The sequence below is a fragment of the Chthonobacter albigriseus genome, from assembly GCF_013839445.1.
GTDB lineage: Bacteria > Pseudomonadota > Alphaproteobacteria > Rhizobiales > Pleomorphomonadaceae > Chthonobacter > Chthonobacter albigriseus.
In genome coordinates this window covers 1,039,290-1,060,202 of record NZ_JACDIT010000001.1, presented here as the reverse complement: position 1 = coordinate 1,060,202, position 20,913 = coordinate 1,039,290, and the positions used below count along the sequence as shown (strand labels likewise).

Sequence of the window (20,913 nt, the reverse complement as noted above, 5' to 3'; positions counted from 1 at the left end):
CTTCTCTTATCGCAGCCTGAACCGGCTGTCGGCCACAAACTGCCCTCGCTCGCCGAAGCGTGATCGCCGATTACGCGGCTTTTTTATCGGTTGGTAGCGAAAACCAGCAGGCAAATGGTCCAAAGCCTGCAGGATGATGCTTCTCCACCCGACCGGCGCGGCACCCGTTCCAAGGAGCCGCGCCGTTGCCCAAGCCACCCTGATCGCACCAGTCAGGCCGTCCGGCAGGTCTTGATGCCGAACGGCACGTAGAGCGGGCACCATCCGATCAGCGCCGTTGCAAGCGGGACGATCCCCACCCAGCCGATCCAGTTGAACGTCGTCGCGGGCACGCCGGTGAAAGCGAACAGCAGCAGGGCGATGCCCAGGATGATCCGAAAGATCCGATCCACACTTCCCATGTTCTTCGTCATCACCGTGTCTCCGTCACAGGCCCGGTGCCACATGGTTCCGGCTGCCATGAGGAGAGACAATCACGGCCCGCTCCAGGCGTCTGTGATCTGGTCACACGTCTGCAAGTTTCTGCAGACCCGAACGGTCGGTAATGGCGATACGACCTCGGGCGAGGCTGACCAGGCCCCGTCGCTCGAAATCCTTGAGCGCGCGGCTGATCACCTCCCGCGCGCTTCCGAGTTCGATGGCGAGTTCCTGGTGGGTCGCGCCGAGCGGCTCGACGCCGCCTCGTTGCAGCAGCAACGCAGCGAGGCGGTTTGCGATGTGGCGAGACATGCTCAGGTCAAGCATCAGGAGAAGGTCGCCGACACGCCGGGCATAGTCGGAGAGCACGATCTCCCTGAAGGCTACCGAGATCCCCAGCAGATCCCGGAACGTCGCCACCGGAATGGCCACCGCCGTCACGTCGGTTTCACAGAGCCCTTCAGCCGCATAGGGCTCGTGACCGAACAGGCAGGATGTGGTCAGAACGCAGCTGTCACCCGGACCGACGCGGTAGAGAACCCGTTCCCGACCCGATTCCGTGACGATCTGGACGCGCACGATGCCGCTGGTGACCCAGAGATAGGCCGAACAGGCGTCGCCGCTCCGGAACGCCCGCTCGCCCGCCGGAAGCCTGACGCTCTGCCCGCGGCCCTGGAGCAGTCGCTCTGCCTCCGGTTCGAGCAGAGCAGGAAACGGAATCGTCGTGGACATGGGAACATGGAAGTCCTGAGGAAGCCGGTCCGGATCATGCGATCACCCGGACCGGCTTGTCCATGCGCCAGGATAAACCGTCAGGCTGCCCGGATCGCGGAGAAGAAGCGTTCCACCTGATCCTTGAGTGCCACCGACTGACGCGCGAGCTCGCCAGCCGAGGAAAGCACCTCGGCCGCTCCGACGCCGGTCTGGGTGGCCCCTTCGGTCACGCCGCCGATGCTCCCGGAGACTTGTTGGGTTCCTTCCGCAGCCTGGACGACATTCCGTGCGATCTCGCGCGTTGCGGCACCCTGTTCTTCGACCGCCGAGGCGATGGCCGTCGAGGTGCTGTCGATCTCGCGGATGGTGGCGCCGATACCCCGGATCGCTTCGGCAGCCTTGCCGGTGACGCCCTGGATCTCCTGCACCTGGCGCGCGATCTCGTCCGTCGCCTTGGAGGTCTGCCCGGCCAGGTTCTTCACTTCGGAGGCGACGACCGCGAAGCCCCGGCCGGCATCTCCCGCTCGCGCTGCCTCGATCGTCGCATTCAGCGCAAGCAGGTTGGTCTGCTCGGCGATCGCGCTGATCAGGCTCACCACGCTCCCGATCCGCTCCGCGGTCGAGACGAGCCCCTGCACCGTCTGGTCGGTGAGTTCGGCCGCTTCGATGGCCCGCTGCGTCACCGACAGTGACGTCTGCACCTGGGTGGAGATCTCGTCGATGGACGTCGCCAATTCCTCAGACGCCGAGGCGACCGTCTGCACGTTCGCGGTCGCCTGCTCGGAGGCAGCCGCCACCGTCGTGGCGTTCAGCGCGCTGCGCTCGGCGACCCCATTGAGATTGGCCGCGGTGCCCTCCAGTTTTGTCGAGGCCTGAGCCACGGTCTTCAGGATGGCCGACACGCCGGCATCGAAGTCGGCGATCAGCTGGTCCACGGCCTTGGCGCGTCGCTCCTTGGCATCCTGCTCCGCCCGCTGTGCGGCTTCCAGCGCGGCCCGCTCGATAGCATTGTCCTTGAACACCTGCACCGCTGCAGCCATGCCACCGATCTCATCGCGACGCTTGAGGTGCGGAACCGTGGTGGAGACATCGCCTTCTGCCAGCGCCCGCATCGCGCCCTGCATCTCCTCGATCGGCCCGACCACACCGCGGACGACCGTCCAGGATGCGAGGGCGACCACGCCCGCGGCGACCACACCGATGACCAGCATGAACATCGTCGAGCGGCTGTTTGTCTGCAGCGCCACGGCATACTCGTCCTGCGCCACACGGGTCTGGAGTTCGATCAGTTCGCCGATAGGCACCCCGATGGGATCGATGGTCGGATAAAGGTCGCGCGCAACGAACTGCTCCAGTTGGGCCTGATCCCTTCCGTTGAGCACGGCAGTCAATTCGGAGACCTTCTGGTTTGCGGCGGACATTGCGGCTTTGACATCGGCCGCCAGGGCCGCCTCCTCTTCCGTCATGGAGGTGGCCGCATAGGCGGTCCAATGCTCGTCCACCGCCTTCAGCGCCGCCGTGACCGATGCCAGCCCGGCATCCCAGCTGGCTGCCCCGCTGCGGACCTTGTGCGCGGTGTCGACGATGTCGACGGCGTAGGCGTTCGCCACGGCCTGCAACTGCTCCAGCGGCATCACCCTGTCTTCAACGATGGTCCGGGTTCGGTCGGAAGAAGCGTTGAGTGCGTAGAGTCCGATCAACCCGGTGGCGAGCAGCGAAGCTGCAAGCAAGCTCAATGACAACAGAAGCCGAAACTTGACGGTCATGGTGTGCCCCCAAAAAACATGCTCAAGTTATGGGCATACACGATTAAGACACTGTGGATTTTCGGGAGCCATTTCGCAATACAAATAGGGGGGTGGATAAGCGCTCCTAATAAGAGGTGAACAGCCCGCGCACCCGGCCGTGCCAACTAGGTCTCGAAGGACCGTACGATGTGCTCAGCGAGCAGATCCGCCGCTTTGGACGGGCGACCGGAAGCGCGGTGCAGCGCGATTTCCGCGTTGGCGAGCGGCGGCAGACCGAATGTGTCGTCGACGACTAGGAAATCGTCGAGCAGCATGTCTTCGGGAAGAATGGTGACTCCCAGCCCGGCCCGGACGGCAGCTTGGATGCCCGAGAGGCTCGGGCTCGTGTACACGATCCTCCAGCGCCGGCCTTGTTCTTCAAGCGCGTCCAAGGCTCTGCGACGGTAAAGGTCCGGGGTCGGCGCCAGCACCAGCGGAACCGTGCTGCCCTCATCGACGACGAGACGCCGGGATGCCACCCACACCAGATGCTCCCGCCAGACCCGCGTGCCGCCATCCGCGCCGCGCGGTTCCCGCTTGGTGAGAACCAGGTCGAACTCGCCCCGGTCGAAACCTCCCAACAGGTTCATGGTGAAGTCGCACCGGACATCCAGGGCGATCTTGGGGTGAGCCTGGGAGAAGCCCCAGAGGACATCCGAAAGGCGCGTGGTGGCGAAGTCCTCCGGTGTTCCCAGCCGGACCGTTCCTTCCACGTCGTGCTCGGTCAGTTGCACCTGCGCTTCGCTCGCCAGCGCCAGCATTCGCCGGGCATAGCTGAGCATCGTCTCGCCTTCCGGCGTCGGGGCGAAACCTCGATCCCGATCGAACAGCGTCCGTCCCAGCCCCGTCTCCAGACGCTTGATCTGCAGGCTGATGGTGGACTGCGTCCGACCCAGCCGTTCTGCCGCGCGCGTGACGCCGCCGCGATCGGCGACGGTGACGAAAGTGCGAAGCAGGTCGAGGTCGAACGGCGGCAGCGGCGGAGGCATGCTCTACCCTGCGACCATTGCCCTGGTCGCCGCAAGATAGAGCGGGATGCCGAACAGGATGTTGAACGGGAAGGTGATCCCGAGCGACAGCGGCAGCGACAATCCCGGGTCGGCATCGGGCAACGAATGCCGCAGCGCCGCAGGCACGGCGATGTAGGACGCACTTGCTGCCAGCGTCACGAGCAGCATGGCGTCGCCAAGCCCAAGGTCGAGAGCGAGGGCGGTGGCAAGGCCGATCACCGCACCCACAAGCGGCATCACGATTCCGAAGGCGATCAGGCGGGGGCTGAGGACCATCGCCTCCCGCAGGCGCGCTGCAGCCACATATCCCATCTCGAGCAGAAACAGGCTGAGGACGCCGTTCCAGGGCGCGACGAACAGACCGGACAGCGGCTTCATGCCCTCCTCACCGATCACCATTCCGACCACCAGCGAGCCCGCGAGAAGAAGGACCGACCCGTTCAGGGACGCCTCGCGAACGGCCTGTCCGATCGGACCGAGTGCCGCGCCGGGAAACGGAAGCGTTCCGGCCCCACCGGCAACCTGGCCGGAGAGCCGGGCAGTCCCGATGCCGGCGAGAACGAGGCCGGATACGATCGCAGGCGCTTCCATGATGGCCAGGGCCGCGACCATGTGGCCGCCGAAGCCGATACCCTCAACCCTGAGAACCTCGACTGCCGTAACGAAGGTGACCAGGCTGACCGATCCATAGTGTGCGGCGATCGCCGCTGCATTGGTTCTGTCGACCCCCACGGCCCGCCGGAGGAGGCCGAAGGCGAGCAGCGGCATTGTCAGGCTGAGCAGGCCTGCCGTCAGGAGAAGCGGGATGATCGGCTGCAGGTCCGTGCCGGACAGGGCCACCCCACCCTTCAGTCCGATCGCAACCAGCAGGTAGGCTGCGACCGCCTTCCCGAATCCATCCGGGATCGGCAGCTTGGCTCCCGCCGCTGCAATGGCCACGCCGACGGCGAAGAAGAGAATGGGGGCTGAAAGCAGAACGTCCATGCGAGGCGGGCTCCGGCGGCAACTTTGTGTGCGCCGCAATATGCCCAAACCCGGCTCATTGGGGAAATTGATAGTTCAAGGCGTTGTCATTGATGAAATCGAATAGGATACGCTGCTCTGAACCGGACATGCTGATGCAGTGGGCCGAACCGGTCCACCACCCTGCATCGGCCCTCAGACGTCGAGATTGGCGACGTTCAGCGCATTGGTCTGGATGAACTCGCGCCGAGGCTCGACCTCGTCGCCCATCAGCCGGTCGAAGATGTCGTCGGCTTCCACCGCTTCGGCGACCTTGACCTGCAGCAGCGAACGGACGTTCGGGTCGAGCGTCGTTTCCCACAGCTGTTCGGCGTTCATCTCGCCGAGACCTTTATAGCGCTGCATGGCGATGCCCTTGCGGCCGACGGCGGTGATGGCGTCGAGCAGGGCGCGCGGACCTCGGACGGCGAACTCTCCATCCTTTCGGCGCAGGAAAGCGGCCTTGCCGTAGACCTCTTTGAGGTGCTGGGAATGCCCATCCAGCTTGCGGGCGTCGGCCGAAGAGAGCAGCGCCGGGTCGATCGTGCTCACCTCCGTCACGCCGCGAACCGTTCTGGTGAACACCAGGGACCCGTCTTCGCGGGCCTCTCCGGTCCAACCCTTCTCGAACTCGTCCGCCAGGATGTCCAGCCGGCGCGCCACGAAGGTCGCCGCTTCCCGCGCCTTGTCCGGATTGGTGAGGATCTCGGCGTTCAGCGCGCCGTCGATCGCCGCCTGCTCCACCACGCTGCGATCGTAGCGGTGATGCAGACCGTCCAGAATGGCGCGCACCTGGCGGGCGCGGTCGATCAGGCCCCGCAGGTCCTGGCCGGCGCGTTCCTCACCGGAAGCGAGCTTCAGCACGGCCTCGTCGAGACCCTGGTCCACCAGGTAGTCCTCGAAGGCGCGCTCGTCCTTAAGGTACTGCTCGGACTTGCCCTTGGTCACTTTGTAGAGCGGCGGCTGGGCGATGTAGATGTGCCCGCGCTCGATCAGTTCCGGCATCTGCCGGAAGAAGAAGGTGAGCAGCAGGGTGCGGATATGGGCGCCGTCCACGTCGGCGTCCGTCATGATGATGATCTTGTGGTAGCGCAGCTTGCCCGCGTCGAACTCGTCGGGGCCGATCCCGGTGCCGAGCGCCGTGATCAGGGTGCCGATTTCCGCCGACGACAGCATCTTGTCGAAACGGGCCCGCTCCACGTTGAGGATCTTGCCGCGGAGCGGCAGCACGGCCTGGAATTCCCTGTTGCGGCCCTGCTTGGCGGAGCCGCCGGCCGAGTCACCCTCGACCAGGAAGAGCTCGGTGTTGGCCGGGTCGCGATCCTGGCACTCGGCGAGCTTGCCCGGCAGTGACGCCATGTCGAGCGCGCCCTTGCGCCGCGTGAGCTCGCGCGCCTTGCGCGCCGCCTCGCGCGCGGCGGCCGCCTCGACCACCTTGCCGACGACGATCTTGGCTTCCTGGGGATGCTCCTCGAACCACGTCGCGAAGGCCTCGTTCAGCGCACCTTCCACCACGGGGCGCACTTCGGAGGAGACCAGCTTGTCCTTGGTCTGTGACGAAAACTTGGGGTCCGGCACCTTGACGGAGAGAACGCAGGTGAGCCCTTCCCGGCAGTCGTCGCCGGTCAGCGTCACCTTCTCGCGTTTGGTGACACCGGAGCTTTCGGCATAGTTCGTCACCTGCCGCGTCAAGGCTCCGCGAAAACCGGCGAGATGGGTGCCGCCGTCCCGTTGCGGGATGTTGTTGGTGAAGCAGAGCACGTTCTCGTGGTAGCTGTCGTTCCACCACAGCGCCACTTCCACCGTGATCCCGTCGCGCTCCGCCATCAGTGTCAGCGGGCGCGAGATCAACGGCTTCTTGGAGCGGTCCAGATACCGCACGAAGGCTTCCAGCCCGCCCTCGTAGTGCAGCTCTTCCGACCGCGGCTCCACGCCGCGATTGTCGGTCAGAATGATGCGGACGCCGGAGTTGAGGAACGCCAGTTCACGCAAGCGCCGCTCCAGCGTCGCATAGTCGAAATCGGTCACGCCCTTGAACGTTTCCGAACTCGGCATGAAGCTGACTTCCGTGCCGGTGCGCGAGCCGGACTCGCCCACCATCGCCAGCGGCGCGTCCGCCACGCCATGCGTGAAGGCCATCTGGTGCTCGTGGCCCGACCGCCAGATCCTGAGCTTCAGCCAGACCGAAAGCGCGTTCACCACCGACACGCCGACGCCGTGCAGGCCGCCCGAAACCTTGTAGGAGTTCTGGTCGAACTTACCGCCGGCATGCAGCTGGGTCATGATGACTTCGGCCGCGGAAACGCCTTCCTCCTTGTGGATGTCGGTCGGAATGCCTCGCCCGTTGTCCGACACAGTGCAGGAGCCGTCCGCGTTCAGCGTCACACGGACTTCGTTCGCCCAGCCGGCCAGCGCCTCGTCGATGGCATTGTCGACCACCTCGTAGACCATGTGGTGCAGGCCGGATCCGTCGTCGGTGTCGCCGATGTACATGCCGGGGCGCTTGCGCACGGCGTCGAGGCCTTTCAGGACCTTGATCGACTCGGCGCCGTACTCTTCGGCGGTAACGCGGGCGGGTTCTGACATTGCGAATCGGTCGCTTTCTGATGAGGCTCGTCCGCGACCGTCTTAACGGCCCGGATCAGCCTGTTCAACATCGCCGGAATTCTAGCAGAATAGCTTGAAAATCCGGCCCTTTCGGGGCACGGCGGCGGCTCTGTCGAAGGTTATCCACCGCCTGTGTCGGCGGGAGTGAAGTCGAGGAAGAAGGCACGGTCCTCCAGGGCTGCGAAGGCGGCTCTGTCGGTACCTGTCATATAGGCCTGGACCCCCATGTTTTGAAGGATGTCGAACAGCGCCGCCCGCCGGCGCGCGTCCAGGTGGGCGGCCACTTCGTCAAGCAGCAGAACGGGCGTCTGCCGTGCAAGTTCTGTGACCAGCCGCGCCTGCGCGAGCACAAGGCCCACCAGCAGTGCCTTCTGCTCTCCGGTCGAGGAGAGCGCCGCCGGCATGTCCTTCGGGCCATGGTGCACAACGAGGTCGCTGCGGTGCGGCCCTGCGAGGGTTCGCCCCGCCGCGCGGTCGCGGGAGCGGCCGGCTGCGAGATCGGTCCGGTACCAGTCCTCCAGTTCCGCGGCGGATGCGCCGGCAAGCGCGTCTTCGAGCTCTCCGGACAGGGCGATCCGCGCGTCCGGGAAGGCGGCCTCCGGGTCGTGCGCATCCCCGATCAGGCGCGTCAGGCAGGCAACCGCCTCTCGCCGTGCTGCGGCCACGGCGACGCCCAGTTCGGCGATCTGCGCCTCGACGGCATCGAGCCAGCCGGGATCCGGCCGGATCTCCTCCAGGATGCGGTTGCGCTGGGTGAGCGCCTGCTCGAACGAAGCCACCCGCCGGCCGTGGACGGGATCGAGGCTGAGGACCATCCGATCGAGGAAACGCCGCCGATCCGAGGCCGGCCCCGTGAACAGCCCGTCCATGGCAGGCGTCAGCCACATCACCCGCAGGTGTTCCGTCAGCACGTCGGCTGACTTCTGGGGCTCGCCGTCGATCCGGACGTTCCGTGCGGCATCGCCCGGCTGCAGTCCAGTCCCGATCCGCACGCAGCCCCAGGGCCCCTCGACAACGCCGCTGACAGCCCAGCCGCCGCCGCCGCCGATCCGCGAAAGCTCCCGGTGCGCGGCGCGCCGGAGCCCGCGGCCGGGCGACATCATCGACACGGCTTCGAGGACGTTGGTCTTGCCCGCCCCGTTCTCCCCGGCGAGCACCACGATGCGCCGATCCGCAGCCACCGTCAGATGCGGGTGGTTGCGGAAGTCGGTCAGCATCAGCTGCGTGACGAAGACGCGGGTGGGTTCCGTCATGGAAATGCCGGCCAGGAGCGCGCGGCGTCCGCTCTCACACGCGCATCGGCATCAGCACGTAGAGCGTTTCGGCGTCGCCTTCGTCCTGGATCAGGGTTGGAGAGCCGGGGTCGGCCAGCCGGAACACAGCGGTTTCGGAGGTCAGCTGTCCAGTGATGTCGAGCAGGTAGCGCGCATTGAAGCCGATCTCCAGCGGATCGTCTTCGTACTCGACCACCAGTTCTTCGGTCGCCGTGCCGCTGTCCGGGTTGACGACGGTCAGCACCATCTTGCCTTCGGTCAGCGCCAGCTTCACCGCCCGTCCGCGTTCCGAGGATATGGTCGACACGCGGTCCACCGCCTCTGCGAATTCCGCCCGATCGACCTTCAGGTCCTTGTCGTTGCCCTGCGGGATCACCCGGCCGTAGTCCGGGAACGTCCCGTCGATCAGCTTGGAGGTCAGCACCACGTCGCCGACGGTGAGGCGGATCTTCGCTTCCGAGAGCTCCACCGTCACGTCGAGGTCGGGATCTTCCAGCAGCCGCTGGATCTCGCCGACCGTCTTGCGCGGCACGATCACGCCCGGCATCCCCTGACTGCCTTCCGGCGCCACCACATCTGCCCGGGCGAGCCGGTGGCCGTCCGTCGCCACGGCGCGGAAGCGCTTGCCGTTCGGCGTGTCCACGGCGTGCAGGAAGATGCCGTTGAGGTAATAGCGGATCTCCTCGTTGGAGATCGCAAACTGGGTCTTGTCGATCAGCGTCTTGAGATCGCGTGCCTTCAGCTCGAACCGGTGGCTGAGTTCCCCGACCGTGATGTCCGGGAAGTCGCTTTCGGGCAGCATCTGCAGCGAGAACTTCGACCGCCCCGACGCGATCGCCAGCGTCGCCCCGTCCGGCGATGTCGTCAGTTCGACCTGCGCACCGTCCGGCAGCTTGCGGACGATGTCGTAGAACATGTGCGCCGGCACGGTCGTCGCCCCCGGACGCTCCACCATTGCCGCGATGTTCTCGATCGCCTCCAGGTCGAGGTCCGTCGCCTTCAGCTGAAGGCCTCCGCCGGATGCCTTGAGAAGCACATTGGAAAGAATGGGGATCGTGTTGCGGCGCTCGACGACCCGGTGCACGTGGGTCAGCGACTTCAGGAGATGCGACCGCTCGAGCGTCACTCGCATGGATGGTCCCGTCTGGCGTGGAAGCACGGCCGTCCGGGGCGAAGGTCATCGACGCGGGGCAGGGGCCGGGCTTCTCTGCGTGAGAATGGAATTCGCCTGTCGAGAAAGGCGGCCGCGGCATCCGGCGAGGGCCACCGCGGTCTCGCACCATGGCCAACACCGGCAAGAAACGCAAGCGCGGAAAGCAGCTTTCCGGAGGTCTGCCCACGACCTTCGAAGCACGCTCCTCCGGGCTTGTGACGATTGATCTCAAGGCAGGCATCGCCTAATCAGGCGGCAGCTTCGAAGGCCCACGGCCATCGCGCCGCCGCCCCCGGCCTTCCCTCCTGCGTTCCCCGCATCCTGCCCATGAACGACGTGTCCCGTGAGCCCACCAAGCCAGTGGCCGATCCATCGGCCAGGTCTCGCGCCGGGCGATTCCTGCTCGGGCTCAGTCTGGTGCTGGTCAGCTTCAATCTGCGCCCGATCTTCTCCAGCCTCTCGGCCGTGTTGCCGGAAGCCGTTGCCGAGACCGGCGCAGGACCGCTCTTTTCCGGCCTTGCCACAACCTTGCCGGTGCTCTGCCTTGGCCTCTTCGCGCCGCTCGCGCCTATCCTCTCGCGCCGCATCGGTCCGGAATGGACGGTGTTCTGGGCGCTCGTCCTGATCGCCGCGGGCACCGGCCTGCGCGGCATACCGTCGGAGGTTGCGGTCCTTGCCGGACAGGTGATCGCCGGAGCCGCCATCGCGGTCGGCAACGTTCTCCTCCCCGGCCTCGTCAAGCGCGACTTCCCCGGCAGCGCCGCGCTCATGACCGGTCTCTACACCATGGCCCTCTGCGGCGGAGCGGCCACCGCGGCCGGCATCACGGTGCCCATCAACGAGGCATTCGGATCGTGGTCCCTTGCGCTTGCCGCCTGGGCGCTTCCGGCCGCCGCCGTCGGCCTGCTGTGGACCGTGCAACTGGCCCATGCGCGCACGGTTCCGGCGGTACGCCGCCCGCCGGTGAGGGGACTCTGGCGCGATCCGCTGGCCTGGCAGGTGACGCTGTTCATGGGCCTACAGTCGTCGCTCGCCTACTGCGTCTTCGGATGGCTTGCGCCGATCCTGCGCGATCGGGGTCTCGATGGCGTGACCGCCGGTTTCATCGTTTCGGTCTCGGTGCTGATCCAGACGGTGTCCTGTCTCGCCGCGCCCAACATCGCGGCCCGGCTGAAGAGCCAGAGTTGGATCAACGTGATCCTGCTGGCCTGTGCCGTCGTCGGCCTGCTCGGCTGCCTGTACGCGCCGCTTTGGTCCATTTGGTTCTGGGCCGTCATCCAGGGCCTCGGGCAAGGCAGCCTGATAGCCGTCGCCATGACCGTGATCGTCCTGCGCTCGCCCGATCCGTGGGTCGCTGCGCAGTTGTCCAGCATGGCCCAGACGGTCGGCTACATTCTCGCCGCCGGCGGCCCGCTGTTGGTCGGCCTGCTGCACGCGTGGTCGGGCGGCTTTGCCGTGACGGGGATCCTCTTCGCCGCGCTCGGCATCGCGGGCGCGATCGCCGGCTTCGGCGCCGGCCGCCCCATCCTCGTCCGTCCCGATCCTACGCCACAGGACAAAGGCTAATCGGCCAGCGCTGCGTCGCTCCTGATCGGTCGATCGCTACGGAGCTTATTCGTCGTCAGCATTATTTCATATTGCAATGTCTGCGCTGGAGGCTACGCTGCGTCCTGCAACACAAGAACTCACCCAACGGCTTGGAGGCGGGCCATGAAGGTGGAAACCATTGTTGCTGCGGGAAGCGTCTGCGCGACGGCCTGCGGAGCGGCCACTTTGTTCTTCACCGGCTTCGGCATGATCGGAGCGACCGCCCTGACCGTCGCTGTCATGGCAGCGACGGCGGTTGTCGTCATGCGGCACGATCCCGACTGAGGAAACCGAGGAAAAGGCCCCGCCGGAGGGTCGGCGGGGCATCAAGTCGGGCCCGCCGGGTGGTCGGCCGACGGACATGCCGTGAGATACGGATCCGGCGCGAAAGCGGTTTCGGGGCGGTCGCTCAGGTGCGACCAAGCTTCTCCCGAAGGGCATCGATGCGCTTGGACGCTTCCGCCTTGTCGAGATCGTCCGCGTAGAGCTCCGGCGCATCCGCCTCCTCCGACAAGGTCTTCAGGTACGATGCCTGCGCGCCTGTCATCGGGTCGTGCCCGGACACCCAGTCTTCGGGATCCTTGCGCTGGTTCGACTGCGGTTCGGCGTCGAGCTTGGGATTGTGATCGCTGTGCTGGTTCGACACGAGGGCGCTCCGTTGTTCATGGCTTGTTCACATGAACACGCGGCACCGCCAGTGGTTCCGCCCTCAGATCCGGACCGGCCCGAGCATCCAGGCTGGATCGAAGTATCGGTCCGCCGGACCGTCATAGGGCAGCCGTGTGACATCCCAGATCCGGATATAGGGAGCATAGGCCGCCCACACCGTCGGTCCGCCGCCCACGAAGATGCGCCGCCCCTCGAACCGGGCGATGACGTCCTCCGGGGCCATGTGCGAGCGGAGTTCGAAAACCTCCAGGTCGCGCTTGGCCCAGTCCGGCACCGAACGGGCGGTGACCGGCCCTGCGATCAACACATGACCGCGGGTCAGTTCGAAGAACCGCTCGACATCCTCCACGAAGGCGGGGTCCGTATTGCCCTCCCACGGCAGGACGCCGTGGTTGCCCAGTTGTCCCTGCATTCCGATCGCCAGCATTGCCCGCACATCCGCCATGTCCCGTATCCTCCTCGTGTGACGTCGAACAGCGGTCGAACCTCGACGGCTCGCCGCTGTTTCACCGCTATGTCCTTTTCGCGCCGCAAACATCCGATAGGCGTGCGCTGAAGTCACGTCGCTCATGGTCGCGCCTTGCTCCGTACCGTTCATCGTGCCGCAAGGCTGATCCTTCTCCTCGTCTCGTTTGCCGGCCTTGTCGCGGCCGGTTATCGCGTGCTGCCGCTTGCGGCCGATGCCTGGAGCTGGATCGAAGTCGCCGATGACCCCCTCGCCCTGGCTCGCAAGCAGCTCGACGTGGAAGCGACGCCCGCGCGGCTGGCCATCGAAATCGACTCGGCGCTCGCGGCCGACGACCCCGACCTCGCCGACAGCCTTGTCGCTTTGGCCGACACCGTGGGCGCTCCGATTTCGGCAAAGCAGCGGGCGGAGGTCGAGGCTGCCGGACAGCCGAACCTGCTTGCCCTGGGCGGTTCCTTCCTGAACGGTGCGGTGTTCGGGGAGACGGCCGATGTCCCGGGGTTGGCCGGCGCGGTCGCCGGGGATCTCGTGGGCATCGGCGACGTCAGGGACTTCTCCCGCGAAAGCTGGCGCTATGCCCGCGGCGAGGATGCCGACGAGATCGTCCTCGCCCTGTCCGCGGCCGGGCTCGCGGTGACGGGCGCGACCTGGGCGAGCCTTGGTTCGGCGGCGCCGGCCCGCGTCGGCCTCACCGCCCTGAAATCGGCCAAGCGTGCCGGCCGCTTGTCTCCCGTCCTCCTTGCCCGCCTGTCGAGGTTGGCGCAGCAGGCCATCGACCACAAGGCGCTCGCCCGGTCGGCCACCGCGATCGGATCCCTCGACCTGGCGGCGGCGCGTGTCGCGGCCCGTACGGCCGTCCGCTGGGATGATCTCGCCCCGTTGGCCGCTGTGGGCCGGAACACGGCACGCATGATGTCCCGGGCCGGCTACCGCGCCGCCGACGACCTCCTGGCGCTCGCCCGATCGCCGGCGGAGATCGCGCGCGGCGCCCGCCTCGCCGATCGCTATGGCGACGCGACCAGGGGCGTGGTCCGCGTTCTCGGACGCGGGGCGATCGTCCTCACCCGGGCGCTGTCCGAACTTGTCGGCTGGGTCATGGCCGCCGCCGGCTGGGGCCTTTCGCTCGCGTGCTGGAGCGCTGCCCTCGGCCGGTCTCTGGCCCGGATCATACCGAAGCGCCGGCCGAAGCGACCGGTGCCCAAGCCGCTCGACACAGCGCCGATGGCATTCTCCCCGCTCCTCCGCTAAGCGTTGATGCACGGGACGCCGAGCGGAGTGGCTGGGGCAGATGCGTGTCGAGATCATCGTCGATCCGGAAGCGACGCGAGAATGGCACCGCGCCTTGTATCTACGCCTGACCGAGCGCCGGAGATTGTCTGTCAGGTTCCGCTTCGAAAGCCGCGGCGGCGCGTCGGTCGGGCCTGCCATGCGCCTCCTGTTCCTGCTGGAGCGGCTGCTCTACCGGATCCCCGCCGGCCATCCGGCCGACCCGGCTGATCTCAGCGCCTATCCCACCGCCGCTCCGGATGACGACGCACCGGACCTGGTGATCGATCTTGTCAGGGCCGGTGGGCCGGAGAATGTACCGCGCCTGACGCTGGCCTGCTGCGGATCCCCGATCGATATCGGTGCGACTGAGGCGGTTCTTGCCCACGATGCGCCCGTCCTTTCGCTCGACCTCCACAAAAACGGCGAGGTCCGCCGGGTCGCGCGCTGGCGGCTGGCCCTGGAGCGATCCGACGTGGCGCTGACCTCCTTGGATGCCATCTTCGGCCGTTCCATCAACGTGATCGACGTCGCCCTGCTCAGGCTCGGCCGCGGCCTTCCCCTTGGCGGCGCGGAGCACCTATCCGGGCGCCGGGTCGGTGATCCGGCGGATGCCGACGGTCCGATACGCTTTCTTGCCGCGGAACTGGCCTTCCATGCGCGCCGATGGATCGATCGCCACCTCCGGCGGGCCACGGGGTGGTCGGTCGGCTGGCGGACCGCGATCGGCGAGAGCACCGACCTGCCGCGGTTCCCCGAGGGTCGCTTCCGCCGCATCCGCACCGACGGCCGCCGCCATCTTGCAACGCCGTTCCTGTGCACCCACGCCGGCCGGACGTTCGCCTTCGTGGAGGAGTTTCCCTTCGCCACCGGACGCGGTCTGATCGCCGCCTGCGAGTTCCGGGACGGTCGGTTTTCGGCGCCCGAGCCCGTCTTGGAAGCGGACTGCCACCTCTCCTATCCCTACGTGTTTGCCCACGCCGGCCACATCTGGATGGTGCCCGACACATCCGCACGGCGGTCCGTGGAGTTCTGGGCGGCGGTCGAGTTCCCTTTCCGCTGGGAACGACGCTATCGCATCCAGAACGTCGATCTCTCGCATGTGACGGTTCTCGAGGATGCCGGCCGGCTCTACCTCATCGGTTCCACGCGCTACGGCGACGGAGCGTCGGATCGCGACGCGATCGCCGTGCTGACGGCCGACCGCCTCGAAGGCCCCTGGCGCCCGGTCGGCGGGCCGGGGCCGGTGCTCGTCGATGCCTCCGCCGCCCGCCCGGCCGGACGGCCTTTCCGCTACTACGATGGTCTCGTCAGACCCGCCGAGGACAACCGCGGCGGACTGGCGGCGGGCCTGTCCTTCGTCGATATCGTAACCCTGTCCCCCGAGCACTACGGCCAGAGGACGATTGGCGCTTTCCGCCCGGCCCAGCCCCACAAGGGGCTGAGCCACTATGAGCGCGACGAGCGGTTCGAACTGGTCTGCGTGAACGCCCCGGTTCAGGGGCGATCGATCCAGCTGCGCCCGGATTTCGCCGATACCTAGTCGGCAACGGCGTCGCCCTGCGCCGGTCACCGGCGGATCAGGCGGCACTCCTCGCTGCGGACGCGAACCACCTTCCGCACGTTGCCCCAGTCGTCGTAGATCCGCTTGGTCCGCCAAACGGGCTCGCAGACCTCGACCACACGGCGCCGGTGCGGGCGATCCCAGCGTTCGCCGTTGTGCTCGCGCCACCAGCGGCGGGCGCGCCAGTCTTCCCGGTCGTTGTGCCGCTCCCAGCGCCGCTCGGGCACGTCGCGGCCGGAATGGGCCGGATCCCAATCGGCAAGCACGGTGCCGTTGCTGACGCCGACGGTCACGCCGCTCTGGCCGCCGCCGAAGCTGAAGCCGAAACTCAACTCGTCGGCCCGCGCGCCCGAGGTGGCGCTGGTGAGCACGGCGGCGGCAAGGCCGAAGCCGGTGATCGCTGAAAGAAGGCTCCTGGTCGCCATGATCGTGTTCCTTTCGGGTGGCGAGCGGTGCGTTCGACCGCTTCCATGGCGCCTGTTCTAACGTCCCTCCGCTGAACCGGATCTGAGACCCCCATTCATGTGTCGTTCAGCATTCCGGGCCAGGCTGGACCGGTCGGTTCTCCCCTGTGAATCCCGGTATCCGATGTCGAAGCCTGAGTTCCTGGTCATCATGGCGCCCGATCTGGCCGACGCTGTCGCCCGCTGGGCCGCGGCGTTGGCCGGCGTCCGGCGCGTGAGTCCGCGAACGGTGGAGGCCTACGGTCGCGACGTCGAGCAGTGGGTCCGTTTCCTCACCGGCCATCTCGGCGGCCCGCCGACTCTCGCCGACATTGGCGGACTGAAGCCGGCCGATTTCCGCGCCTTTCTGGCCGGGCGTCGGCGTGGCGGCGTCGGCACGGCGACTCTCGCCCGCGGCTTGGCGGGCGTCAGAAGCCTCGTTCGCTTCCTGGAGCGCGAGGGCCACGGCTCCAGCGCCGCCGTCTCGGCTGTCAAGACGCCCAAGACCGGCCGTCGCCTGCCCAAGCCGCTTGCCGTCGGCGATGCGCTGCAGGTGACCGACGAACGCCGCCAGCTGGCCGAGGATCCCTGGGTATCGGCCCGGGACGCGGCCGTCTTGGGGCTGCTCTACGGATCCGGATTGCGCATCTCCGAAGCGCTCGCCATCCGCCTGGCGGAAGTTCCGCCTCCGACCGGCGGGTTGCTGCGCGTGCTAGGCAAGGGCGGCAAGATCCGCATGGTTCCCGTGCTGCCGACCGTGGCCGAGGCGATCCACGTCTACCTCGGCCTCTGTCCATACCCCATGTCGGCGGACATGCCCGTCTTCCGCGGCGCGAAGGGCGGTCCGCTCAGTCCGCGGCTGATCCAACTTGCCATGCAGCGCCTGCGGGGCGCGCTGGGCTTGCCCGACACGGCGACCCCCCACGCGCTCCGCCACTCCTTCGCCACCCACCTGCTTGGAGCTGGCGGCGACCTGCGCGCCATCCAGGAATTGCTCGGCCATGCGAGCCTCGGCACCACCCAGATGTACACGGCCGTGGACACGGCCCGTCTGGTCCGCGCCTGGGAGGACGCCCACCCGCGCGCCCGCTGACGATTGCGGCAACTCCGGCGCCGTGCTACCTCGCGCTTCCGCCGCCTTCAGCGCCACGACCGCGGCTCATATCCAGTCCCGCCCTTCGACGTGATCGGTGAGAAGGCCTCCGCCGGAAGGCCTGACGAAGGCTTGAAATGACCGCAGAGACCAACCCGATCGCCGCCGCCAAGCTGCCGCCCGTTCCTTGGACCGGCTACAGCCTGGCCATGGCCGGGGCGGTGCTCTTCGCTTCGAAGGGCATCCTGATCAAGCTCGCCTACGCCGAAAACCTGGACGCCCTCACGCTGCTCGCCTGGCGCATGCTCCTTGCGACGCCGATCTACGTCGCCGTCGGGCTGTGGACGCTCGCGCGTGGAACGGCCGAGAGCCGCGGTGCCATCCGGACCGGCGACATCATCAAGTCCGCGATGGTCGGCGTCCTCGGCTACTGGTTCGCCAGCTACACGGATTTCAAGGGGCTGGAGACCCTGTCGCCCCAATTCGAGCGGCTGATCCTCTTCACCTACCCGTTCTTCGTCGTGCTGTTCGGCGCGCTGTTCTTCCGCCAGAGGGTGAAACCGGCGTCGCTCGGAGCCTTTGCGATCGCCTACCTCGGCCTTGCGGTGGTCTTCCTCGGCGACGTCTCCACCGATGGCGCCGCGGTCGCGGTTGGGGCGGCTTGGGTCTTGTCGTCGGCGATCGCCTTCGCCCTCTATCAGCTCTTCGCCAAGCCGCTGATCGCCCGCCTCGGCGCACCGCTGTTCACGTCGGTGGCGATGACGGCAGCCGGTCTGGGCGTCGTCGGCCAGTATGCCGCCACCCAGCCCCTCTCTGGACTGGCCATCGGCGGGCATGCCCTGTTCCTCGCCGTCTGGCTCGCGATCGGCGCGACGGTTCTGCCCACCTTCCTGATGAACGCGGCGCTCTCGCGCATCTCCGCACAGGCCAATGCCACCATCAGCACCTTGAGCCCCGTCGTCACGCTGATGCTGGCTGTCGTGATCCTCGATGAGGTCGCGACCGGGTCGGACCTCCTGGGCACGGCGCTCGTCATCGGCGGCATCGGCCTCTTCACGCTGATCGACCGCCGGCGATAAAACGACAACGGCCCGGCGTCGCCGCCGGGCCGTTCGGTCATGCCGTCAGGTCGCGTCAGATGTGGATCGGGCGCTTGTCCACCGCCAGCGCCGCTTCCTTCACCGCTTCCGACAGCGTCGGATGGGCATGGCAGGTGCGTGCGAGATCTTCCGACGATCCGCCGAACTCCATCAGCACGGCCACCTCGTGGATCAGGTCGCCGGCTCCCGCTCCCACGATGTGGGCCCCGAGCACCCGATCCGTCTTGGCATCGGCCAGCACCTTCACGAAGCCCTCTGTGGTCAGGTTCGCCTTCGCGCGGCCGTTCGCGGTGAAGGGGAACTTGCCGGCGCGGTACTCGATCCCCGCGGCCTTGAGTTCCTCCTCGGTCTGCCCGATGGCCGCCACTTCGGGCATGGTGTAGACCACGCCCGGGATGATGCCGTAGTTGATGTGCGGCTTCTGTCCGGCGAGGATTTCGGCCAGTGCCACGCCCTCGTCCTCGGCCTTGTGAGCCAGCATCGGCCCGACGATCACGTCGCCGATCGCGTAGATCCCCGGCACGTTCGACTGGTAGTGCGCGTCGACCGCCACACGCCCCTTGGTGTCGCGCTCGACACCCAGCGCCTCGAGACCCAGGCCGTCCGTATAGGGACGACGCCCGACCGCGACCAGCACCACATCGGCCTCCAGCGTCTCGGCTGCGCCCCCCGCTGCGGGTTCGAAGGACACCGCCACCGGACCCGCACCATTCGGCGTCACGCCCGTCACCTTCTGCCCGAGCTTGAAGGCGAAGCCCTGCTTCTCCAGCATGCGCTGGAACTGCTTGGCCACCTCACCGTCCATGCCCGGCAGGATGCGGTCCAGATACTCCACCACCGTGACCTTCGCGCCGAGCCGCGACCAGACGGACCCGAGTTCCAGGCCGATCACGCCCGCGCCGATCACCAGCAGCCGTTCCGGCACCTTGTCGAGGGCGATCGCGCCCGTTGACGACACCACGGTCTTCTCGTCGATCGTGATCCCCGGCAAGTTCGCCACGTCGGATCCGGTGGCGATCACGATCGCCTTGCCTTCCAGCGACTGCGTGCCGGATCCGTCGTTGAGCACCACGTCCACCTTGCCGGGCGCCGTGATCGTCGCCGATCCGAAGAACGGATCGATCTTGTTCTTCTTGAAGAGGAAGTCGATGCCCTGGACGTTCGACTTCACCGTCGCGTCCTTGTGCGCCATCATCGCCGGCAGATCGAGCTTCGGCGTCCCGACGTCGATGCCGAGTTTCTTGAAGCTATGGCCCGCTTCCTCGAACAATTCGGAGGCATGCAGCAGCGCCTTGGAGGGAATGCACCCCACGTTGAGACACGTCCCGCCGTGGGTGCCGCGCTTGTCGATGGCCGCCACCTTCAGGCCGAGCTGTGCGGCGCGGATCGCGCAGACATAGCCGCCCGGCCCGGTTCCGATCACGATCAGATCATAGGACATCGAAGTCTCCAGTCGGCAGCGGGGCCGGTCGGCGCCCGCGCCAAGGTCAGTTCAACGTGTGGGGATTGGCGCAGCCGCACTGGGCTGCGCCGAAACCATCCTCAGAGATCCAGCACGAGGCGCTGGGGATCCTCCAGGCTCTCCTTCACCCGCACCAGGAAGGTCACGGCTTCCTTGCCGTCGACGATGCGGTGGTCGTAAGAGAGCGCCAGGTACATCATCGGCCGGATCTCGATCTTGCCGCCGACCACCATCGGCCGCTCCTGGATCTTGTGCATGCCGAGAATGCCCGACTGCGGCGCGTTCAGGATCGGGGTCGACATCAGCGAGCCGTAGACGCCGCCGTTCGAGATCGTGAAGGTGCCACCCTGCATCTCCTCGATCTTGAGCTGGCCGTCACGGGCGCGCTTGCCGAACTCGCCGATCTTCTTCTCCACACCCGAGATCGAGAGCTGGTCGGCGTCACGCACCACCGGCACCACCAGGCCCTTCTCCGTTCCGACGGCGACGCCCACGTGGTAGTAGTTCTTGTAGATGATGTCGGTACCGTCGATCTCGGCGTTCACCGCCGGGATCTCCTTCAGCCCTTGGATACAGGCTTTCACGAAGAAGCCCATGAAGCCGAGCTTCACGCCGTGCTTCTTCTCGAACAGATCCTTGTAGCTGTTCCGGAGCGCCATCACGTTGGTCATGTCGACCTCGTTGAAGGTCGTCAGCATGGCCGCGGAGTTCTGCGCATCCTTCAGGCGCCGCGCGATCGTCTGGCGCAGCTTGGTCATGCGGACCCGCTCCTCGCGGGACGCATCGTCGGCCGGCGAGGGCGCGCGCGCCGCTACGGGGGCGGGAGCGGCCGCAGGAGCCGGACCGGCGGCGATCGCCTTCAGGACGTCCTCCTTCAGCACCTGGCCGCGCTTGCCCGAGCCGCTGTCGACCGAGATTCCGCTTTCTGCCATCATCTTGGCGGCCGAAGGGGCCGGCGGCATGGACGTCGCAGCCGGGGCGGGAACGGCGGCGGCCGGTGCCGCAACGGGTGCCGGCGCGGGAGCCGCCGCCTTCGGAGCCGGAGCGCTGGCGCCGGCAGCGCCTTCGGTCAGCGAACCGAGCAGGGCGCCGACGCCCACAGTCTCACCGTCGTTCACCAGGATCTCGCCGAGAACGCCGGAGGTCGGAGCCGGAACCTCGATCGTGACCTTGTCGGTCTCGAGCTCCACGACAGGCTCATCCGCCTTCACGGCGTCGCCCACCTTCTTGAACCACCGGCCGATGGTGGCCTCGGTCACGGATTCGCCGAGGGTCGGCACGCGGATTTCCGTCGCCATG

General features: G+C 67.1%; 19 protein-coding genes. 6 read left to right on the top strand and 13 right to left on the bottom strand.

The window, feature by feature from the left end:
• Window positions 1-212: 212 nt before the first annotated feature.
• The 8 genes from HZ321_RS04735 to dnaN all read right to left on the bottom strand — a co-directional run bounded on the left by HZ321_RS04735 (window position 213) and on the right by dnaN (window position 9,943).
• Window positions 213-413 (bottom strand): YgaP family membrane protein, encoded by a 201-nt coding sequence (locus HZ321_RS04735; protein WP_181700708.1) that lies wholly within the window; start codon window positions 411-413, stop codon window positions 213-215.
• A 91-nt stretch (window positions 414-504) separates the two neighbouring features.
• Complete coding sequence (locus tag HZ321_RS04730; protein ID WP_181700706.1) at window positions 505-1,149, bottom strand: Crp/Fnr family transcriptional regulator; 645 nt, start codon at window positions 1,147-1,149, stop codon at window positions 505-507.
• An 80-nt stretch (window positions 1,150-1,229) separates the two neighbouring features.
• Window positions 1,230-2,897 carry a methyl-accepting chemotaxis protein gene (locus HZ321_RS04725; RefSeq protein ID WP_181700704.1) on the bottom strand — a complete coding sequence of 556 codons (1,668 nt, stop codon included), beginning with the start codon at window positions 2,895-2,897 and terminating at the stop codon, window positions 1,230-1,232.
• A 146-nt stretch (window positions 2,898-3,043) separates the two neighbouring features.
• Entirely contained in the window at window positions 3,044-3,907 is an 864-nt protein-coding gene (locus tag HZ321_RS04720; protein ID WP_181700702.1) for a LysR substrate-binding domain-containing protein, read from the bottom strand.
• 3 nt (window positions 3,908-3,910) lie between these two features.
• Window positions 3,911-4,912 (bottom strand): sodium-dependent bicarbonate transport family permease, encoded by a 1,002-nt coding sequence (locus HZ321_RS04715; protein WP_181700700.1) that lies wholly within the window; start codon window positions 4,910-4,912, stop codon window positions 3,911-3,913.
• A 174-nt stretch (window positions 4,913-5,086) separates the two neighbouring features.
• Window positions 5,087-7,516, bottom strand: coding sequence for a DNA topoisomerase (ATP-hydrolyzing) subunit B (gene gyrB, locus HZ321_RS04710; RefSeq protein WP_181700698.1), 2,430 nt, complete (start codon window positions 7,514-7,516; stop codon window positions 5,087-5,089).
• A gap of 140 nt (window positions 7,517-7,656) precedes the next feature.
• A complete protein-coding gene (gene recF, locus HZ321_RS04705; protein WP_181700697.1) occupies window positions 7,657-8,790 on the bottom strand; it encodes a DNA replication/repair protein RecF in 1,134 nt (377 codons plus the stop codon).
• 34 nt (window positions 8,791-8,824) lie between these two features.
• Window positions 8,825-9,943: a DNA polymerase III subunit beta gene (dnaN, locus tag HZ321_RS04700; RefSeq protein WP_181700695.1), complete on the bottom strand. Its 1,119-nt coding sequence runs from the start codon at window positions 9,941-9,943 to the stop codon at window positions 8,825-8,827.
• 348 nt (window positions 9,944-10,291) lie between these two features.
• Between dnaN and HZ321_RS04695 the strand changes: the two genes are divergently transcribed.
• Together HZ321_RS04695 and HZ321_RS04690 are read left to right on the top strand one after the other, a co-directional pair.
• Window positions 10,292-11,530, top strand: coding sequence for a CynX/NimT family MFS transporter (locus HZ321_RS04695; protein ID WP_181700693.1), 1,239 nt, complete (start codon window positions 10,292-10,294; stop codon window positions 11,528-11,530).
• A gap of 144 nt (window positions 11,531-11,674) precedes the next feature.
• Window positions 11,675-11,836 carry a hypothetical protein gene (locus tag HZ321_RS04690; RefSeq protein WP_181700691.1) on the top strand — a complete coding sequence of 54 codons (162 nt, stop codon included), beginning with the start codon at window positions 11,675-11,677 and terminating at the stop codon, window positions 11,834-11,836.
• A 124-nt stretch (window positions 11,837-11,960) separates the two neighbouring features.
• Here the strand turns inward: HZ321_RS04690 and HZ321_RS04685 are convergent, their stop codons facing one another.
• Together HZ321_RS04685 and HZ321_RS04680 are read right to left on the bottom strand one after the other, a co-directional pair.
• Entirely contained in the window at window positions 11,961-12,197 is a 237-nt protein-coding gene (locus HZ321_RS04685) for a DUF3072 domain-containing protein (protein WP_181700689.1), read from the bottom strand.
• 63 nt (window positions 12,198-12,260) lie between these two features.
• The gene (locus tag HZ321_RS04680; RefSeq protein WP_181700687.1) at window positions 12,261-12,665 is read right to left on the bottom strand and encodes a dihydrofolate reductase family protein; all 405 of its coding nucleotides are present in this window, start codon (window positions 12,663-12,665) and stop codon (window positions 12,261-12,263) included.
• Window positions 12,666-12,800: 135 nt separating this feature from the next.
• Here HZ321_RS04680 and HZ321_RS04675 point away from each other — a divergent pair, with 135 nt between their 5' ends.
• Both HZ321_RS04675 and HZ321_RS04670 read left to right on the top strand, forming a co-directional pair.
• Window positions 12,801-13,934 carry a hypothetical protein gene (locus HZ321_RS04675; protein ID WP_181700686.1) on the top strand — a complete coding sequence of 378 codons (1,134 nt, stop codon included), beginning with the start codon at window positions 12,801-12,803 and terminating at the stop codon, window positions 13,932-13,934.
• 40 nt (window positions 13,935-13,974) lie between these two features.
• On the top strand, window positions 13,975-15,495 hold the full coding sequence (locus HZ321_RS04670) for a glucosamine inositolphosphorylceramide transferase family protein (RefSeq protein ID WP_181700684.1): 1,521 nt from the start codon (window positions 13,975-13,977) through the stop codon (window positions 15,493-15,495).
• Window positions 15,496-15,521: 26 nt separating this feature from the next.
• Here the strand turns inward: HZ321_RS04670 and HZ321_RS04665 are convergent, their stop codons facing one another.
• On the bottom strand, window positions 15,522-15,941 hold the full coding sequence (locus HZ321_RS04665) for a hypothetical protein (protein WP_181700683.1): 420 nt from the start codon (window positions 15,939-15,941) through the stop codon (window positions 15,522-15,524).
• 163 nt (window positions 15,942-16,104) lie between these two features.
• Between HZ321_RS04665 and HZ321_RS04660 the strand changes: the two genes are divergently transcribed.
• Together HZ321_RS04660 and HZ321_RS04655 are read left to right on the top strand one after the other, a co-directional pair.
• Window positions 16,105-17,052 (top strand): tyrosine recombinase XerC, encoded by a 948-nt coding sequence (locus tag HZ321_RS04660; protein WP_181700681.1) that lies wholly within the window; start codon window positions 16,105-16,107, stop codon window positions 17,050-17,052.
• A 137-nt stretch (window positions 17,053-17,189) separates the two neighbouring features.
• Complete coding sequence (locus HZ321_RS04655; RefSeq protein WP_181700679.1) at window positions 17,190-18,131, top strand: DMT family transporter; 942 nt, start codon at window positions 17,190-17,192, stop codon at window positions 18,129-18,131.
• A 55-nt stretch (window positions 18,132-18,186) separates the two neighbouring features.
• Here HZ321_RS04655 and lpdA read toward each other — a convergent pair whose 3' ends face one another.
• Window positions 18,187-19,593 carry a dihydrolipoyl dehydrogenase gene (lpdA, locus tag HZ321_RS04650; protein ID WP_181700677.1) on the bottom strand — a complete coding sequence of 469 codons (1,407 nt, stop codon included), beginning with the start codon at window positions 19,591-19,593 and terminating at the stop codon, window positions 18,187-18,189.
• A gap of 101 nt (window positions 19,594-19,694) precedes the next feature.
• On the bottom strand, window positions 19,695-20,912 hold the full coding sequence (gene odhB, locus HZ321_RS04645) for a 2-oxoglutarate dehydrogenase complex dihydrolipoyllysine-residue succinyltransferase (RefSeq protein WP_181700675.1): 1,218 nt from the start codon (window positions 20,910-20,912) through the stop codon (window positions 19,695-19,697).
• Between the last annotated feature and the right edge of the window lies 1 nt (window position 20,913).

What these genes read in the sequence shown, in the direction of transcription:
- HZ321_RS04735 (WP_181700708.1), bottom strand. Translation starts at nt 413, where the DNA reads ATGACGAAGAACATGGGAAGTGTGGATCGGATCTTTCGGATCATCCTG.
- HZ321_RS04730 (WP_181700706.1), bottom strand. Translation starts at nt 1,149, where the DNA reads ATGTCCACGACGATTCCGTTTCCTGCTCTGCTCGAACCGGAGGCAGAG.
- HZ321_RS04725 (WP_181700704.1), bottom strand. Translation starts at nt 2,897, where the DNA reads ATGACCGTCAAGTTTCGGCTTCTGTTGTCATTGAGCTTGCTTGCAGCT.
- HZ321_RS04720 (WP_181700702.1), bottom strand. Translation starts at nt 3,907, where the DNA reads ATGCCTCCGCCGCTGCCGCCGTTCGACCTCGACCTGCTTCGCACTTTC.
- HZ321_RS04715 (WP_181700700.1), bottom strand. Translation starts at nt 4,912, where the DNA reads ATGGACGTTCTGCTTTCAGCCCCCATTCTCTTCTTCGCCGTCGGCGTG.
- gyrB (WP_181700698.1), bottom strand. Translation starts at nt 7,516, where the DNA reads ATGTCAGAACCCGCCCGCGTTACCGCCGAAGAGTACGGCGCCGAGTCG.
- recF (WP_181700697.1), bottom strand. Translation starts at nt 8,790, where the DNA reads ATGACGGAACCCACCCGCGTCTTCGTCACGCAGCTGATGCTGACCGAC.
- dnaN (WP_181700695.1), bottom strand. Translation starts at nt 9,943, where the DNA reads ATGCGAGTGACGCTCGAGCGGTCGCATCTCCTGAAGTCGCTGACCCAC.
- HZ321_RS04695 (WP_181700693.1), top strand. Translation starts at nt 10,292, where the DNA reads ATGAACGACGTGTCCCGTGAGCCCACCAAGCCAGTGGCCGATCCATCG.
- HZ321_RS04690 (WP_181700691.1), top strand. Translation starts at nt 11,675, where the DNA reads ATGAAGGTGGAAACCATTGTTGCTGCGGGAAGCGTCTGCGCGACGGCC.
- HZ321_RS04680 (WP_181700687.1), bottom strand. Translation starts at nt 12,665, where the DNA reads ATGGCGGATGTGCGGGCAATGCTGGCGATCGGAATGCAGGGACAACTG.
- HZ321_RS04670 (WP_181700684.1), top strand. Translation starts at nt 13,975, where the DNA reads ATGCGTGTCGAGATCATCGTCGATCCGGAAGCGACGCGAGAATGGCAC.
- HZ321_RS04665 (WP_181700683.1), bottom strand. Translation starts at nt 15,941, where the DNA reads ATGGCGACCAGGAGCCTTCTTTCAGCGATCACCGGCTTCGGCCTTGCC.
- HZ321_RS04660 (WP_181700681.1), top strand. Translation starts at nt 16,105, where the DNA reads ATGTCGAAGCCTGAGTTCCTGGTCATCATGGCGCCCGATCTGGCCGAC.
- HZ321_RS04655 (WP_181700679.1), top strand. Translation starts at nt 17,190, where the DNA reads ATGACCGCAGAGACCAACCCGATCGCCGCCGCCAAGCTGCCGCCCGTT.
- lpdA (WP_181700677.1), bottom strand. Translation starts at nt 19,593, where the DNA reads ATGTCCTATGATCTGATCGTGATCGGAACCGGGCCGGGCGGCTATGTC.
- odhB (WP_181700675.1), bottom strand. Translation starts at nt 20,912, where the DNA reads ATGGCGACGGAAATCCGCGTGCCGACCCTCGGCGAATCCGTGACCGAG.